This is a genomic window from Pseudomonas monsensis, assembly GCF_014268495.2.
Taxonomy (GTDB): domain Bacteria; phylum Pseudomonadota; class Gammaproteobacteria; order Pseudomonadales; family Pseudomonadaceae; genus Aquipseudomonas; species Aquipseudomonas monsensis.
Map to the genome: position 1 here is coordinate 3,853,068 of NZ_CP077087.1, position 16,354 is coordinate 3,869,421.

A 16,354-nucleotide genomic window follows, 5' to 3' on the forward strand; every position below is an offset into this window, starting at 1 on the left:
GGCGGTGTCGCACCATCACTCGCTTGCCTGCAGACGCCTCAACCTCCCCTTCCACCGCCGCCCGTCGCTCGCTCTCTGAAACAAACCGCCGCGAGTGAACAAGATCCCCTGAGCGCTGGAAGTTTCGGTAGTACACCACCGGATTGCCCTGTGGCGCATACAGCGCGAAACCGCGCACGGCGGCTTCCGGCCGAACCGCTGAGCGAAGGCTGATCGCCTCAGGCTGTCGCGTTCGATTCGGGCAGGTGCACTTCAGTGGCGCTGCGCCCCGCCAGCCAGGCGAGTACGGCGGCGGCGACCAATACGGTTGCGCTGAGTTCGAAGGTGGCTTTGTAGCCGCTCAGATCAAAGGCCAGGCCGCCGATGATTGCCCCGGCGGCGATCGCCAGTTGCACGATGGCCACGAGCAAGCCGCCGCCGGCTTCGGCATCATCCGGAAGTGTTTGCGCCAGCCATGTCCACCATCCAACCGGCGCGGCAGTCGCGACCAGCCCCCACAGTCCGAGGAGGACGGCGGTCAGCAACGGCGATGCGCCGAAGTTCACCAGCGCCAGTGCGATGGCCGCCATGATCAGCGGGATGACCGTCAGTGTGCGATAGAGGCCGTTGCCGATGAACCTTTCGATCACAAAGGTCCCGATGAAGCCCGCCAGTCCCAGCCCCAACAGCATCAACGACAAGGTTGAAACACTGACGCCGGTGACTCCTTCAAGAAACGGACGCAGGTAAGTGAACAGCATGAACTGACCCATGAAAAACACGCTGACGGCGATCATTCCCAGCGCCACCGGCAACCGTGTCATCAGGCGCAGGGCGTTACCGCTGCCGGCCTGGCGCTCGGCCTTGAAAGACGGAAGGCTGATCAGCAGCCACACGGCCGCCAGCGCGGCGACCGGAACCACGCAGAAGAATGCGCCGCGCCAGCCTATCAACGAGCCGAGGAAGCTGCCGGCAGGTGCGGCGATGACCGTCGCCAGCGCGTTACCGCCATTGACAATGGCCAGCGCGCGGGACACCTGATCGGACGGCACCAGGCGCATCGCGGTCGCCGCCGACAGTGACCAGAAACCGCCGATGGCGATGCCGATCAAGGCACGCCCGAACATGAATGAGGGGTAGCCCGGCGCGAACGCGACGACCGTCCCCGAGACGATCATCAACAAGGTCAGGGACAGCAACAGCTTCTTGCGCTCGACACGCGCGGCGACCGCGGCAATCACCAGGCTGGTGATCAGGGCGAATGCTCCGGATACGGAAATACCCTGCCCGGCCTGGCCTTCCGTGATGTGCAATTCAGCGGCAATCGGCGTTAGCAGGCTGACGGGCATGAACTCGGAAGCGACCAGGGCGAATGCGGCCAGCGACATCGCCAGCACGGCGCTCCAGCCGCGTTTTTCTGTAGAGAGAACAGTCATGGGAACTACCTGTGGTGCAAAAAACATGAGGGGGTGATGCGCAGGGGGCGAGCAATTGATTGCTCACATGAGCACTTTCCCCGTAACAGTTCGACACATTCTCCCGGTCGATCCACCTCTGCCCTAGTGCATTCCTCTTGAATGCTTGCCTGATCCTCTGAGGATGCAGGGTGATGGATAGGAAACGCCTCGGCAGCGGATTACAGTTCGCTCAACAGGAGTGAGCCGCCATGATCGACACACCGCTGCGCCATGAATCTCCGTTGGCGTTGAACATTGACCCGCGCGTGAGCGCACCGGGCGACTTCGCCACGGCCATCCCCGGGCTGTCGCTGTTTCGTCGCGATCAACCGGCGCCCCCGGTCGTGTGCATGGTCGAACCGAGCCTGATCCTGGTGGGTCGCGGGGAAAAGCGTTTGTGGGTCGGTGGCGAGGGCTATTGCTACGACCATTCGCGGTTTCTGGTCACCTCGCTGGACTTGCCCGCCAACTCCGAAGTGCTGCGTGCCAGCCCTGCACAGCCCTGCGTCGGGCTGGTGCTGAAACTGGATGTCAGCATGCTCGCCGAGGTCATCACCAAGGTGGGCTTGCCGGCGAAGCGGCAGCCCTCCACCGCGTCAGGCGCCGCGATTGGCAACATGTCGTCCACCCTGGAAGGTGCGCTCGATCGCTTGCTGGCATTGCTTGATGAACCCGAGGCGATCCCGGTGCTGGCGCCACTGATCCTGCGGGAGATCCACTATCGGCTGCTCCACACCGATCAAGGCGCACGGCTGCGGCAGATCACCGCCGTCGATGGCCAGGGTTATCGCATTGCCAAGGCCATCGACTGGCTCAAGGTCAACTTCAGCGCCGCCCTGCGCATTGATGAACTGGCGGCGCGGGTGCAAATGAGCGCACCCACCTTTCACCACCATTTCCGCCAGCTCACCGGTATGAGTCCGCTGCAATACCAAAAATGGCTGCGGCTCAACGAGGCCCGGCGGCTGATGTTGATGGAGCGTCTGGACGTATCGCGCGCGGCGTTTGCCGTCGGGTATGAAAGCCCCTCGCAGTTCAGCCGCGAATACGGCCGCTTGTTCGGCACCGCGCCCAGCCGTGACATCTCGTTGCTGCGTGGCCAGCCTTTCGAGGCTGAGACGCTCGGCAGTGCGGCGAGTTGAGCGAACGACACACTTTTCCGGTGATACGCCTCGCTGCGTGTCACTGCTTATAACAACGCACGTCAACCGATGATCAAGCGGGTGAGCCATGGAACTACGAATCAACCAGAAGACCTATCAGGTCGATGCCGACGCCGATACGCCCTTGCTGTGGGTGATCCGCGATGACCTGGGCATGACCGGCACCAAGTACGGCTGCGGCCTGGCGCAATGCGGCGCCTGTTCGGTGCTGGTGGACGGCAATGTGGTGCGCTCGTGCGTCACACCGGTGGCCGGCGTGGTCGGCCGCGAGGTCACCACCATTGAGGCCATCGAGGCCGATGAAGTGGGCAAACGGGTCGTCTCGACCTGGGTCGATCTGCAGGTCGCCCAGTGCGGCTATTGCCAGTCCGGGCAGGTGATGGCCGCCACCGCACTGCTCAAACAGAACCCCAGGCCGAGTGACGCGCAGATCGAAGCGGCGATGGTCAATCTGTGCCGTTGCGGCACCTACAACGCCATTCATGCCGCCGTGCATGAGCTGGCCGGCAAGGGAGACGCCTGATGACCGTTCGTATCGACCCTTCCCTGGAAGCATCGGCCCTGGCCCTGCACGATCCGGTCAATCTGTCGCGCCGACGTTTCCTCACCGGCACCGCCGTCGGTGCCCTGGTGCTCGGCTTCGGTCTGCCGCTGGGTGCCACCCGCGTGCAAGCGGCGGCAGCGGCGGCGACCGCCGAACGCGGCACGCAGGTCCCGGCGTTTCTCGAAATCCGCCCGGACAATCGCGTGCGCCTGCTCTGCCCGTTCATGGAGGGCGGGCAAGGTACGTTCACCGCGATGGCACAGATTGTCGGTGAAGAGCTGGATGCCGACCCGTCGACCTTCCTGGTCGAAGCCGCACCGCCCGGCGAAGCCTACGTGGTGTTGGAAAACGGCATGCGCATCACCGGCGGCAGCATGTCGGTGCGCCTGAGTTACCCGGTCATGCGCCGCCTCGGCGCCCTCGCCCGCGCCATGCTGTTGCAGGCCGGCGCACAAAAGCTGGGGGTGCCGATGAGCGAATTGAGCACCGAGCCTGGCAAGGTTGTGCACGCGAAGTCGGGCCGCTCGCTGGCCTACGGTGAACTGGCCGGGCAGGCGATGGATCTGCCGGTTCCCGATCCGGCTTCCGTGCAGTTGCGTGACCCGAGTCAGTTCCGCTGGATCGGCAAACCCGTGAAGCGCCTCGATGCCTATGACAAGTCCACGGGTAAAGCGCTCTACAGCATTGATCTGAAGGTCGACGACATGCTGCATGCCGCCGTCCAGCATGCACCGCGCCTGGGGATGACCGTGGGCAACCTGCGCAACGAGGATCAGGTCAAGGCCATGAAAGGCGTGCATTCCGTGCATCGCCTGCCGGGTGCCGTGGCGGTGGTCGCCGAGCGTTGGTGGCACGCAAAACGTGCAGTGGAAGCCATCCAGGTCGACTGGCAGGAACCTGCCGCAGACAGTCAGGTGCGGCCGATGCCCGCCGACTTTTCCAGCGATGCCTGGTTCAAGCGACTGGCTGAAGACAAAGGCCCCGCCAGGGATGATGAAAACCAAGGCGACGTGGCTGGCGTTCTGGCGAGTGCGAAAACCCGGGTCGACGCCACCTACCACAACCAATACCTGAACCACGGGCAACTCGAGCCACCTTCTGCGCTGGCCCGATTCAATCCGGACGGTTCGCTGGAGGTCTGGTTGCCCAACCAGGCGCCGGACATGTTCCGCGCGGACATCGCCAAACGCACGGGGCTGGATCCGTCGCGCATCACGCTGCATTCGCCATTGCTGGGCGGGTTCTTCGGTCGGCACTTCCTCTACGACTCGGCCAGTCCGTATCCCCAGGCAATCGCGCTGGCCAAAGCAGTTGGCCGCCCGGTCAAATTGATCTGGAGCCGTGAGGAGGAGTTCCTGCGTGACGTGCTGCGTCCGGTGGCGGCGGTGAATTTCCGCGCGGCGCTGGACAACGACGGCTGGCCGCTGGCAATCGAAGCGGTCAGTGCCACCGAAGGCCCGACCGAAGCCCTCGCCGGCAAGCAAGGCGAGAAACTCGACCCGACGGCGCTTGAAGGGTTGTCGGGCAAGTCCTACGCGATCGCCAACAAGCGGATCGCGCAGATCTACGCCAAAGGTCCGGCGATGCTCGGTTACTGGCGTTCAGTGGGCAATTCGCTCAACGATTTTTTCTATGAATCGTTCCTCGACGAACTGGCGGACAAGGGTGGCAAGGACCCGTTCGAACTGCGCCTGCATCTGCTGCGCGACAATCAACGGCTGACCACGCTGCTGCAGGCGGTGGGTGAACTCTCGGGCGGCTGGAAGCGCGGGCCGTTTACCGCCGAGGACGGCAGCAAACGTGCGCGCGGCGTGGCCATGGCTTCGCCGTTCGGTACCGAGACGGCGGTGATCGCCGAGGTGTCCATCGAGCACGGCCAGGTCAAGGTCCACGACATTTGGCAGGCGATTGACCCGGGCAGCATCGTCAACCCGGCAATTGTCGAGGCTCAGGTCAATGGCGCGGTGGCGCTGGGGCTGTCGCAGACGCTGGTGGAAGAGGCCGTGTGGGTGGATGGCAAGCCCCGGGCGCGCAACTACGACCTGTATCCGATCCTGCCGCCGGCGCGGATGGCACGGGTTCACGTGCGTGTCATCGAGAGCGGAGAAAAAATGGGCGGCATCGGTGAACCGCCGCTGCCCGCCGTCGCGCCGGCCGTCGCCAATGCAGTGGCAACGCTGACCGGGCAACGGGTGCGCAGCCTGCCCATGAGCCGACACACCTTCACTTGATCAGCGCCGGAGCGTCCATGAATAACAGCCGATTCGCAAGAACCGCTGGCTGGCTGGCAGTGCCGTGCCTGGTCGCGGCAGGCCTGCTGGCCTGGTATGTCACACGCGAGCCCGTCTCGCGCCTTGAAACCCATCAAATCGCCGGGGCCGACATCGACCCGGCGCTGGTCGCCCGTGGTGAATACGTCGCCCGGCTCAGCGATTGCGTGGCCTGTCACAGCGTGCCGGGCGGCGCGCCGTTCGCCGGCGGCCTGGAAATGGCCACGCCGCTGGGCTCAATCCACGCAACCAATATCACCCCGGACACCGAAACCGGCATCGGCCACTACAGCCTTGCGGACTTTGACCGAGCGGTGCGCCACGGCGTGGCACCCGACAGTCGCCGTCTGTATCCGGCGATGCCCTACCCGTCTTACGCCAAGCTCAGTGATGACGACGTGCGTGCGCTGTATGCGTTTTTCATGAAAGGCGTGGCGCCGGTGAAACAGGCGAACATCCCGAGTGCAATTCCCTTTCCGTTGAATCTGCGCTGGCCGATTGCACTGTGGAATGGTGTGTTTGTCGACGCCGAACCTTACGCGGCCAAAGCCTCGCAGGATGAGGTGTGGAACCGCGGCGCGTATCTCGTCCAGGGCGCCGGGCACTGCGGCAGTTGCCATTCACCCCGAGGCTTGGCGTTCAACGAGAAGGCACTGGATGAGACCGGCAAGCCGTACCTCGCCGGCGCCTTGCTCGACGGCTGGTACGCACCGAGCCTGCGCGATGACCACAACACTGGGCTTGGGCGCTGGAGCGAAGCGGAAATCGTGCAGTTCCTCAAGACCGGTCGCAATAAACACGCGGTGGTCTACGGTTCGATGACCGAGGCCTTCAACAACTCCACGCAGTTCATGACCGACGACGATCTGACGGCGATTGCCCGTTACCTCAAGTCGTTGCCGGGCGATCCCCAGCGCGACGGCCAGCCCTGGCAGTATCAAGCGGTTTCGGCTGCGACGCGTCTGGACGCACCCGGTGCGCATACCTACGTGACACGCTGCGCCTCGTGCCACGGCCTGGACGGCAAGGGCCAGGCCGAATGGATGCCGCCACTGGCCGGTGCCACCTCCGCACTGGCCAGGGAAAGCGCCTCGGCGATCAACATCACCCTCAACGGTTCGCAGCGGGTCGTGGCGGCCGGTGTCCCGGACGCCTATCGCATGCCGGCCTTCCGTGAGCAATTGTCGGATCAGCAGATCGCCGACGTGCTGACCTTCATGCGCACCACTTGGGGCAATCAAGGCGGTGCCGTGGATGCGCAAGCAGTTGGCAAACTGCGTGAGCACACCGACCCGGCCAGCAGCAGCCCGATTATCCTGCAGATGCGCTAAGAGGAGACGCTGATGGAAAGCATCGACTTGCTGGTCCTGCGCACCGCGCGGGACTGGCTCGCCGCCGGCGAGCGGGTGTTGCTCGCCACGGTGGCGCGCACCTGGGGTTCTTCACCGCGCCCGACAGGTTCGATGATGGCCCTGCGCGACGACGGTCGTGTGGTGGGCAGCGTGTCCGGCGGCTGCATCGAGGATGACCTGATCCACCGCTATACCACGGCCCACGGCGGCAACGCTTTCAATGACAGCGCAGCGCAAGTGGTGCGCTATGGCATCAGCGCCGACGAGGCGCATCGCTTCGGCTTGCCCTGCGGTGGCACGCTTGAGCTGATCCTCGAATTCAACCCGGCCTGGCAGTCACTCGATGGATTGCTGGTGCAACTGGACGCCGGGCAACTGGTTCGCCGTCGCCTGACGTTGGCCTCCGGCCAGGTCACGCTCGAAGCCACGGCGACGCCCGAACAATTCAGCTTCGATGGCTCGCAGATGCTCAACACCCTGGGGCCGGGCTATCGAATGCTCATGATCGGTGCCGGGGCGCTGGCCGAGTACCTCGCGACCATGGCGTTGTTCAACGGGTTCAAGGTGGCGGTGTGCGATCCGCGTCCCGAGTACATCGAGACCTGGGCGGTGGACGGCGTGGAACGTATCGTCGGCATGCCCGATGACGTGGTCCGCGACTTCGCGGTCGATCTGCGCACCTGCATCGTCGCCTTGAGCCATGACCCCAAACTCGACGATCTGGCTCTGCTCGAAGCACTCCACAGCCCGGCGTTCTACATCGGCGCCATCGGCTCGCGGCGCAACAGCCAGCTGCGCCGCGAACGGCTGATCGAGCATTTTGGTGAGACGCAAGCGTCACTTGAACGTCTGCACGGGCCGATCGGCCTCTACATCGGCAGCAAGACGCCGGCAGAAATCGCCGTCAGTGTGATGGCCGAAATTCTTGCAGCGAAGAATGGCGCCAGCCTGCCGAAAGCGTTCTCCATCGCCCGGGCCAAAGCGCAGCAAGGCCTGCCGGAGTCGATCTGACGCCAAAGATCGTCAGCGCAGCGCAACACGGTGTGTCTGCCCGAACGCAGGCCTTCAACCCAAACCGAACCGCGCCTGCTACGCTCCCCCTCATGAAAACCGCCATTATCTCCGACACCCACGGCCTGCTACGCCCCGAAGCCCTCGCTGTCCTTGAGGGCAGCGACCTGATCATCCACGCCGGCGACATCGGCGCCCCGGAAATCCTCAGCCAGCTCGCCGCCATTGCCCCACTGCACGCCGTGCGTGGCAACAACGACCTCGACCTGCCCTGGGCCGCCGCCCTGCCCGACCACCTCAGTTTCGACCTCAACGGCTGGCCAACCCTGCTGACCCACGACATCGCCGACGTGCCCGCCCTGCTCACCAGCGCCATCAAACTGGTGATCACCGGCCACTCCCACAAGCCGCTGATCGAATGGCGCGAAAACTGTCTCTACCTGAACCCCGGCAGTGCCGGACGCCGCCGCTTCAAACTCCCGGTCACGCTTGCCTTGCTCGACGCCAGCCGCACCGCGCTTGAACCCGAGCTGATCCACCTTCTGCCGTGAAACTTTTCCTCCCCATCTCCCCCAATCACCTAACCTCATAGGCTGTGTGTTCCATTCGAGCCCGTCGCCCCCATGCGCAACGCATTGCAGTGTTTGTGGTTGACCGTACTGATCCTGCTCATTCCCGGCAGTCCGTCGCTGTGGGCGGCAGAGTTACCGGCGCCGTCGGCGACCGCCGCCGCGCCGCTGCCGGTGATTTCCCAGAGTGATCTGCAAGCTCTGCAACAACGCCTCGATGCACTGAAACAGCAGATTTCTGCCGCGAACAATTACAACCAGCTTGAGGGCCCGCAGGATCGCGTGCAGGCGTTCATTCTGGATGTCGATAAGTTGTCGACGGCGTTGTTGCCGCAGCAGGCGCAACTGACGGTGCAACTGGGGGTGTTGGGGGCGGCGCCGGATACCGGAATTGCCTCGGAGCAGGCGGATATCATCGCGCAGCGGGCGTCGCTGACGGAGCAGAAGAACAAGGTCGATGCGACGCTCAAGAGCCTCGCGGCGTTGAAGCAGAGTGCGGCGGATCTGATCACGCAGATTGCCGGTATCCGGCGCACGCTGCTGGAGAGCGAGCTGACCCTGGGTACGGACAGTGTGCTGAACCCGGATTTCTGGTCGCCGCTGATCAACCCTTCGCCGGATGATCGCCAGAGGCTAAGCTTTTTCGTGCAGCAGATCGAAGAAACCTGGGCCAGGGTGTGGGCGCCAGGGCAGCACGTTTATACGGTGCTGTTGGTGTTGCTGGCGCTGCTGATCTGGACGTACGGAAGGCGGTTGGCCGAACGCGGGCTGACCTGGGTCTGCATTCATCGCATGCCGGAGGGGCGTCTGCGCCGCAGCGCGCTGGCGTTCGCTTCAGCCCTTGCGACCATTGCCACCACCGCCATCGCCCTGCATGTGTTGTTTTACGCCCTCACCCGCCACGCGCCGCTGACGCCGGTGCTGGCGACGTTTTCCGATGAGTTCGAAAAAGTCGTGTATGCCTGCGTGCTGATCACCGGGCTGAGCCGAGCCTTGCTGTCGACGCAACATCCGTCGTGGCGCCTGCCGGCGATTGCCGATCCGGTGGCGCTGGCGCTGAAGCCGTTCCCACGGATTCTGTCCTTCGCGTTGCTGGTGCTGGTGACGCTGGTGCAGGTCAGCAATGCCACGGGCATGAGCAGTCAGATTGTGCTCGCCGGGCGCGGCGTGATTGCCATGGTGGTGCTGGCGATTGTGGTGACGATGCTGTTGCAGGTGAGCAAGGCACGCAAGGAGATGATCGCCGCCAATGATGCGTCGGCGGCGGGCAGCACGTTCTCCGGTGTGATTTTCACCGTCGCCAGTCTGTCGATGTTCGTGGCGGCGATGGCGCTGCTCACCGGGTACGTGTCGCTGGCGCGGTTCATCACCTATGAATTGGTGTGGTCGTATATCGTCCTGTCCGGGTTCTACCTGTTGATCCAGGTGATCAAGGACGCCTGCGAGCATGTATTTTCGCCCAGACACGCCAGCGGCAAAGCGCTGAAACAGTTGCTCGGGGTGGGTGATCGACGCCTCGATCAGATGTCGATTCTGTTGTCCGGTTTCAGTCGTGCCGGGCTGTTGCTGCTGGCGGTGATCGCGCTGTTTGTCGGCGGCATCGGCACCACGCTGGGGCAGCTGGCGAGCAATATCATGGCGATTCTCGGCGGCGCCGGGTTGCGCAAGCTGAACATCGTTCCCGGCCATTTGTTCAACGCGGTGCTGGCGCTGATGATCGGCATCTGGCTGATCCGCGCCCTGCGCCGCTGGCTCGACAACGAATTTCTGCCCAAGACCGACATGGACCCCGGCATGTGTGCGTCGCTGAGCACGCTGTTTTCCAACATCGGTTATGCCTTCGTGATCCTGCTGACCCTGTCGTCGCTGGGCGTGAAGTGGACCAACCTGGCGTGGATCGTCAGTGCGCTGTCGGTGGGCATCGGTTTCGGTTTGCAGGAGATCGTGAAGAACTTCGTGTCGGGCCTGATTCTGCTGACCGAGCGGCCGGTGAAGGTCGGCGATCTGATCAGCATCAGCGGCGTCGAGGGCGATATCCGCCGCATCAACGTGCGCGCCACGGAAATCCAGCTCAGTGACCGCTCGATCGTGATCGTGCCGAACTCGCAACTGATCTCGCAGAACCTGCGTAACGTCACGCTCGGCGGCAGTGCCCAGGGCGTGGCGTCTCTGGAGTTGGTGTTTCCGCTGGATATCGACCCGGAAGAGGTGAAGGACCTGCTGCTCAACGCCTACTGCGAGAACGAAACCGTCCTCGAAAAACCGGCGCCGTTTGTGCGCTTCAGCAAGCTGACGCCGGACGGCATCACCTTGACGGTGACCGGGTACGTCGCCAGCCCGAGGATTGTCGGGGTGACCAAAAGCGATCTGCTGTTCGAGGTGCTCAAGCGACTGGGGGCGGCGGGGATTGCGCTGGCGAAGCCGGCGGAGAGTACCTAGGCAACCGGTGGGCGAATGAAAACGTCGGCAACCCTTTCGCAATGAAGGGGCCTGATTGACAGCTCAAGATTCCTCGACTTAGCTGGAGCGGAGCGATGGTGCCCTGTTACCCGTTAGTGAAAAGGAATTCACCTTGGCCTTCAATTCGGTTTGGCTCGGTTATGACGGATACCCAAGTCTGGTGCAGGCGTATCTCAACAGTCCTTGGTCGGCGGCCGCGCGCGCCATGCGCGGGGCGAATGCCGACTTCACCCTGGTCAATTACGCGACCTTCTTTTTTACTGTCCCCAACCCCTTCAACGGCGGCATTCCGGGCCCGTTCATCATCACGCAGCCGAGCGCCGCGTGCCACTCGGAAAAACAAGTGTGGATCGCGATACGCGGCGTTCAGTCGTTAAACCGCTTCAGTATCCCCAACTGGATGGTCGGCCAGGGCAACGCAGCGGGATTGGCCCGGCTGACCCCCGCACAGGCCCAGGCACTCGACGGCACCGTGATCCACGCGGTTTATACCGAGCGGCAACCGTGCGGCACCTGCAGTCCGTTTTTGAACGACATTCTGTTGGATAACACACCGGTGTTCTGGCACTTCCCTTACCCCAGTCAAGAGACGTCAAAGCACAAGCACGACGACAATGACATTGTCGTCAATGGCTTGATGGCGATGTCACGCGACAAGACTTACGGGCAGTCGATGAAGGATCACACACGAGAGGGTCGGGTCGAAGGCAACAAGGACCTGCGCTCAGCCATGAAGTACATCGGCAAACAGCAGGCCGGCCAATACCCGACGCTCATGGCTACCATGGTCAACATGGACACCAGCGATTAACCGGACGGCGCCATCAGCCCCGCATGGGCGTCCCGTCGCTTGCTGTTTAAGACACGTTCCCCGCTAGAAGCCATAGGTGGCGCGAGCAGGCGTAAAAAAACCCGGTTGTTGAGGCCGGGTTTTGTTGGTTACAGCGATCGACTCAGACATTCGAGCGGCGTTCGAGCAGACGGTCTGCGCCACCTTCCGCTACCCGGTTGCCCTGCAGATGATCCGAACCATCGGCGGCGACGGCATCGCTGAACAGCGGGTCGGTTTGGGTCGCAGCGGCTACCGCATCGCTGAACAGTGGATCGGTTTCGGTGGCGGCGAACGCGTTCAGTGCGAAAAGCGAGAAAGCGATGCCAAGCAGGGTTTGGCGTTTCATGATCATGTGCTCCGTTGCGGTGGTTGGGTGTGGAGCCGATCTTACGCTGCGCTCTTCATATGAGAACTTCATTGAATTAATGGTTGTTATTGACGCCATCAATGCAATGTTCGACCTGTTCACCTCGACCGCTTTCACAGGTCGGCGAGTAACGCCTCGCAGCGTTGCTCATCCAGCCGGGTGTTCATGATGCAGAGGCGCATCACCGTTTCGCCTTGCCAGCTTGAAGGCACCACCAGCGCAATGCCATCACGCAGACAGCGCTGCGCCCAGTCATCGTAATCGCGCGCCTGCCAGCCCTCGCGCCGGAACAGGATCACACTCAACCCGCACGCCGGAATCAGCGTCAGCCTTGGGTGACAGGCAATTCGCGTGCGCAGACGGGCACTCAGGTCGAGTATTTGCTCCAGGGTGTGCCGGTAAGCGCCGCTGCCATACACCGCCAGCGAAAACCACAGCGGTACGCCCCGCGCCCGGCGCGACAGGTGAAAGGCGTAGTGCATCGGATTGCATTGCTGCGATTGGTTGATCTGCTCCAGATACGACGCGTCCTGGGTAAACGCCGCTGTGACCGGGCCCGGATCGGCATAGAGCAGCGCACAACAGTCATACGGCACGAACAGGCCCTTGTGGGGGTCGATGATCAGCGAGTCGGCCAGTTCGATGCCGGCAAATGTCGCTCGCACACTCGGGACGCACAGAAACGCGCCGCCGTAGGCCGCATCGACATGGAACCAGATGCCGTGCCGTCGGGCGAGTTGGCCGACCCCGGCCAGGTCGTCGATCAGCCCCGCATTGGTCGAACCGGCCACCGCCACCACCGCCACCACCTGTTGCAGTCGACCGTCGGCTTCAAGCTCTGCCAACGTGCGCGCCAACGCCGTCGCCGTCAGACGGCCCGTCTCATCGGAGGCGACAACCACGACGTGCAGATCGAGTAAGCGGGCACTGACGATGATTGACGAGTGGGCACCGTCCGCCACCAGCAACAGCCCCGGACGCATGCCCACGCGATCTCGATAACGCTGCCGCGCCGCCACCAATGCGGAAAAATTGCCGGCGGTGCCGCCGCTGACAAAACAGCCCGAGGCGGCGGCCGGCAGACCGGCCAGATCGGACAGCCAGCGCAATGCCTGGTTTTCCGCCCAGATCAGCCCCGCCCCGCCGAGCCATCCCGAACCGATCATGCCGCTGGCCGACAGCAAGCCGTCCATCAACGCGGCGGCCGGGGTCGGCGCAGCCCCGATGTAGGCCAGATAACCCGGATGGTCAGTGGCAACGCCTTGCTGGCTGAGCAGACCGGCATACACATCAAGCGCTTGAGCCAGACCAATCCCGGCCTCACAGATCGACTGCCCCACCGCTCGTTCGGCGGCCTCGGCTATCTGTTCCGCCTCGGCGGGCGCGGCCAGCGCTCCCCGTGGTCGGATCAAGGCCTGGCGCAGTGCCGCCAACATGAGGTCGAGATCGTCGGGAGCCATAGCGCCCTCGCCGATGCCGGGCAGTCCAGGCGCAGCGCCAGAAAATTGCAGAGCCATGATTACGTCCTTGTATCGTTTTCGCAGAGTGCGGGGTATTGACGCCGGACCAGCGTGTAGTCGGCGGGTCGGTATTGTCGGTGAACAAAATCGGCGTGCCTGTCCAGGTACGCGGCCACTGGCTCGCCACGTGAAAAGGCAGCCGCGACAAGCTCCAGCGCCAGGCCCACGCACTGGCCAAAATCCGGGGTGGCATGCGGGCACAAGGTGCTCGCCCCGGTGCCGGCAAGCAGTGCGTCGAACTCGTCGACCACGCAATCGTCGGGCACCAGGTAAAGCGCTCCCGGCCGTGCGCGTCGACGGATCTCGCCTGCGACCGCGACATGCGAGCCCATCAACGCGCAGATGGCCACCTCTGCTGTGGCGGGCGTCGAGTGCGGGCGTAACGCCGCCGCCAGACGTTCGCCGTAGGCCGAACCGTCACTCCAGATGTCGGCGATGCGCAGAGAATGGCGCATCAGATAATCGCGCATGACGATCACCTGGCGCGCCTCGCTGGCGCACAGGCGGAATGCCCCCACGCTCTGGCACAGATCAGCGGCAGTGGCTGCCGGCAGCAGCAATGGAACCCCGGCGGCGCGGTAAAGCGCCCCCGCCGCCCGGGCACATTCGCTGTTGAAATGGCCGATGACCACCTCGGCACCGGCGGCCAACAGACGATGCGCCGCATCGACCGCAGCAACCGGATCGGCCGCATCGTCCGCCCACACCAATGGCAGCGCACTACCCTGCGCCGCCCGGCGCAACCACTCGCCGTAGGCCGCACGCGGCCCGGTGAGCGGGCCGACGATACCGACCGGCCGTGGTGCAATGACGCGGCTCATCCAGTCTGGCCCGGCATCAGTCGTGCCAAGGCTTCTGCCGACAATCGCGGCAGTTCAAGCCGTAGATGCAGCGCCGGCGCATGGCCTGCGGCGAAGAATGCACTCGCCTGCTGTGGATCGCACTCGCGCTCGGCCAGATTGAGCAGGTCAGTCAATTGCTCGCTGAGGCCCGGCATCAATGGATAGGTGGCATAGGCCAGCCAACGTGCGGTCAGCGCCTGCAATGCCAACGACGTGCGGGCATGGTTGGACAGCGGTTGCCCGGGTGCACTCAGCAGATAATCCTGCGCGGCACTGAAACGCGAGACCCGGTCGATGACCTGCGCGACCTGCTCGGCCATCCGCAGTGGCGAAAAGGTCGACGTCGAGGCTGCTTGCCGGTAGCCCTCGATCCATTGGCGCAGTTCGTCATGGTAGTTTTTCTGGTCGCTCAGCCAAGCACCAGGCTCGGGGATCTTGCCGCCGTGCTCGGCCAGGCGTGCTTGCAGACGCTGCATCCAGGCACTCAGTTTTTCCGGGAACAACTCATTGATCCGGGCGCAGATCCGGGCCACGGTGAAATTGCTGCGCATGCCTTCAGGACGGGTGAGCATCAAGGCCATGCGCGCGTAGTCGCTGCCGGTTTCGGCGAGAAAATCCTTGCCCCAGATGAGGTGGCGCCGGCTGGTGGAAAATTTGCTGCCGTCGAGGTCCAGCAGTTCGTTGACCACATGGTGGCGCGGTGGCGTCAGGCCCAGCGCCAGATAGACCGCCGGGAACAACAGCGTGTGGTAGTAAGCGTTGTCGAAGCCATAGCAGTGGACGATGTCCATGCTGCCCGAATAGCAATGGGCCGCTCTGGCGAAGCGATCGGCACCGGCGACCGGCAGATCACTGGCTCCCCAAAGATACCCGAAGGCCATTTCGAACCAGACGTACATCACCTGATCCTGCATCGACGGCAAGCGGTGGCGAATGCCCCAGTCACTGCGATGGCTGATGCAGATATCCGGCAGCCCCTGGGTCAACATGGTGTGACAGAGCTGATAGACGTGCGCCGGCATGTTCGCTGTCTGCACGTACTTGGACAGATCGTCAGCAAAGGCACTCAGACGGAAAAACAAGCGTGTCTCAATGCGCAACTGTGGCTGGCGACCGTCGCGTTTGACCCGTGGCTGGGTCAGGTCGGTGCATTGGTTCGGCTGGCCGCAGGCTTCGCAGGCATTACCGTCGCTGCTTTCGCCACAGTGCGGGCAGCCGCCGTTGAGAAAGGCTTCGTGCAGCGCATTGCCCTGGTCATCGACGAACACCGGGGTGTCCTTGGCGTAAATCAGGCCCTGATCGTGCAGGCGCTGCAAGTAATGATGCGCAAAGTCGGCGTATTCGCCTTGGTTGTCCGGTGTGATGAACAGGTCCATGTCGATGCCAAAGCCCTGCCAGGTCTCGCGAATCGCCTCGGCATAATGGTCGGCGCAGGCCTTGGGCGAGGTGTTTTCCTTGGCTGCGCACGTCAGCACGTACGTCTGATTGTCGTCACGGCCACTGCCATAAAAGACCTTGGCGCCGCTGTTGCTCAACACGCGCTTGAGCACATCGCCGGCGATGTAGGGCCCCGACAGGTGGCCCAGATGCAAATCCCCGTTGGGCGTGGGCGGCGTGGAAAAAATCAGAGTGTCCACAGGCGGCTCCGCTTCGCTCGGTTGCAACTGTCCCGCGTCCCAATACAGCGAGTGAAAGTGCAGCGGCTGGCGATCACTCAGGTTGCGGATGGTGTGCGACTCGAATCGCGCGCAATGCACCGCATCGCCGGCGTTGACCTCAAGGGTTTCCTGCGCGGTCCGGACCAGACCGTGCCCTTCGGTGAAGATGAACAGTTCATCTTCGAAATGGTTGTGCGGCTGGCTTTCCTGGCCCGGGGCCAATGTGCAGCCCATCAGATTGAGCGCGGTTCCCGGCAACTCGACGACGCGCGAATCAACGTTGTAGAAACGCTTGGCCGGGGAAAACATATTGATTTTTTTCATTGTGCT

The 16,354-nt window shown here is 63.4% G+C and carries 13 protein-coding genes; 8 read left to right on the plus strand and 5 right to left on the minus strand.

Features of this window, described 5'->3' with window-relative positions; genetic code table 11:
* Window positions 1-218 precede the first annotated feature (218 nt).
* Window positions 219-1,415, minus strand: a complete 1,197-nt coding sequence (locus HV782_RS17000; protein WP_186748169.1) for an MFS transporter — start codon at window positions 1,413-1,415, stop codon at window positions 219-221.
* A gap of 230 nt (window positions 1,416-1,645) precedes the next feature.
* Between HV782_RS17000 and HV782_RS17005 the strand changes: the two genes are divergently transcribed.
* The 8 genes from HV782_RS17005 (at window position 1,646) to HV782_RS17040 (ending at window position 11,616) form a co-directional block, all read left to right on the plus strand.
* Window positions 1,646-2,578 carry an AraC family transcriptional regulator gene (locus tag HV782_RS17005; RefSeq protein WP_186748168.1) on the plus strand — a complete coding sequence of 311 codons (933 nt, stop codon included), beginning with the start codon at window positions 1,646-1,648 and terminating at the stop codon, window positions 2,576-2,578.
* Between the two features lie 88 nt (window positions 2,579-2,666).
* Complete coding sequence (locus HV782_RS17010) at window positions 2,667-3,122, plus strand: (2Fe-2S)-binding protein (protein WP_123462932.1); 456 nt, start codon at window positions 2,667-2,669, stop codon at window positions 3,120-3,122.
* Entirely contained in the window at window positions 3,122-5,374 is a 2,253-nt protein-coding gene (locus HV782_RS17015) for a xanthine dehydrogenase family protein molybdopterin-binding subunit (protein WP_186748167.1), read from the plus strand. Before HV782_RS17010 ends, HV782_RS17015 begins: the two co-directional genes overlap by 1 nt.
* Before the next feature lie 17 nt (window positions 5,375-5,391).
* Entirely contained in the window at window positions 5,392-6,744 is a 1,353-nt protein-coding gene (locus tag HV782_RS17020; protein WP_186748166.1) for a c-type cytochrome, read from the plus strand.
* Between the two features lie 12 nt (window positions 6,745-6,756).
* Window positions 6,757-7,776 (plus strand): XdhC family protein, encoded by a 1,020-nt coding sequence (locus HV782_RS17025; RefSeq protein WP_186748165.1) that lies wholly within the window; start codon window positions 6,757-6,759, stop codon window positions 7,774-7,776.
* 92 nt (window positions 7,777-7,868) lie between these two features.
* Entirely contained in the window at window positions 7,869-8,327 is a 459-nt protein-coding gene (locus tag HV782_RS17030; protein WP_128614776.1) for a metallophosphoesterase family protein, read from the plus strand.
* A 72-nt stretch (window positions 8,328-8,399) separates the two neighbouring features.
* A complete protein-coding gene (locus HV782_RS17035; RefSeq protein ID WP_186748164.1) occupies window positions 8,400-10,784 on the plus strand; it encodes a DUF3772 domain-containing protein in 2,385 nt (794 codons plus the stop codon).
* Window positions 10,785-10,917: 133 nt separating this feature from the next.
* The gene (locus HV782_RS17040; protein ID WP_123462921.1) at window positions 10,918-11,616 is read left to right on the plus strand and encodes a hypothetical protein; all 699 of its coding nucleotides are present in this window, start codon (window positions 10,918-10,920) and stop codon (window positions 11,614-11,616) included.
* A 142-nt stretch (window positions 11,617-11,758) separates the two neighbouring features.
* On the opposite strand, the gene HV782_RS17045 is transcribed toward HV782_RS17040, so the two are convergent.
* From HV782_RS17045 to HV782_RS17060, 4 genes are all read right to left on the minus strand, one after another.
* Complete coding sequence (locus HV782_RS17045) at window positions 11,759-11,983, minus strand: hypothetical protein (protein ID WP_123462919.1); 225 nt, start codon at window positions 11,981-11,983, stop codon at window positions 11,759-11,761.
* A gap of 134 nt (window positions 11,984-12,117) precedes the next feature.
* A complete protein-coding gene (locus HV782_RS17050) occupies window positions 12,118-13,521 on the minus strand; it encodes a pyridoxal phosphate-dependent decarboxylase family protein (protein WP_186748163.1) in 1,404 nt (467 codons plus the stop codon).
* Window positions 13,522-13,523: 2 nt separating this feature from the next.
* Window positions 13,524-14,345: an ABC transporter substrate-binding protein gene (locus HV782_RS17055; protein WP_186748162.1), complete on the minus strand. Its 822-nt coding sequence runs from the start codon at window positions 14,343-14,345 to the stop codon at window positions 13,524-13,526.
* The gene (locus HV782_RS17060; protein WP_225931023.1) at window positions 14,342-16,348 is read right to left on the minus strand and encodes a class I tRNA ligase family protein; all 2,007 of its coding nucleotides are present in this window, start codon (window positions 16,346-16,348) and stop codon (window positions 14,342-14,344) included. The genes HV782_RS17055 and HV782_RS17060 overlap by 4 nt, the downstream gene beginning before the upstream one ends.
* Window positions 16,349-16,354 lie beyond the last annotated feature (6 nt).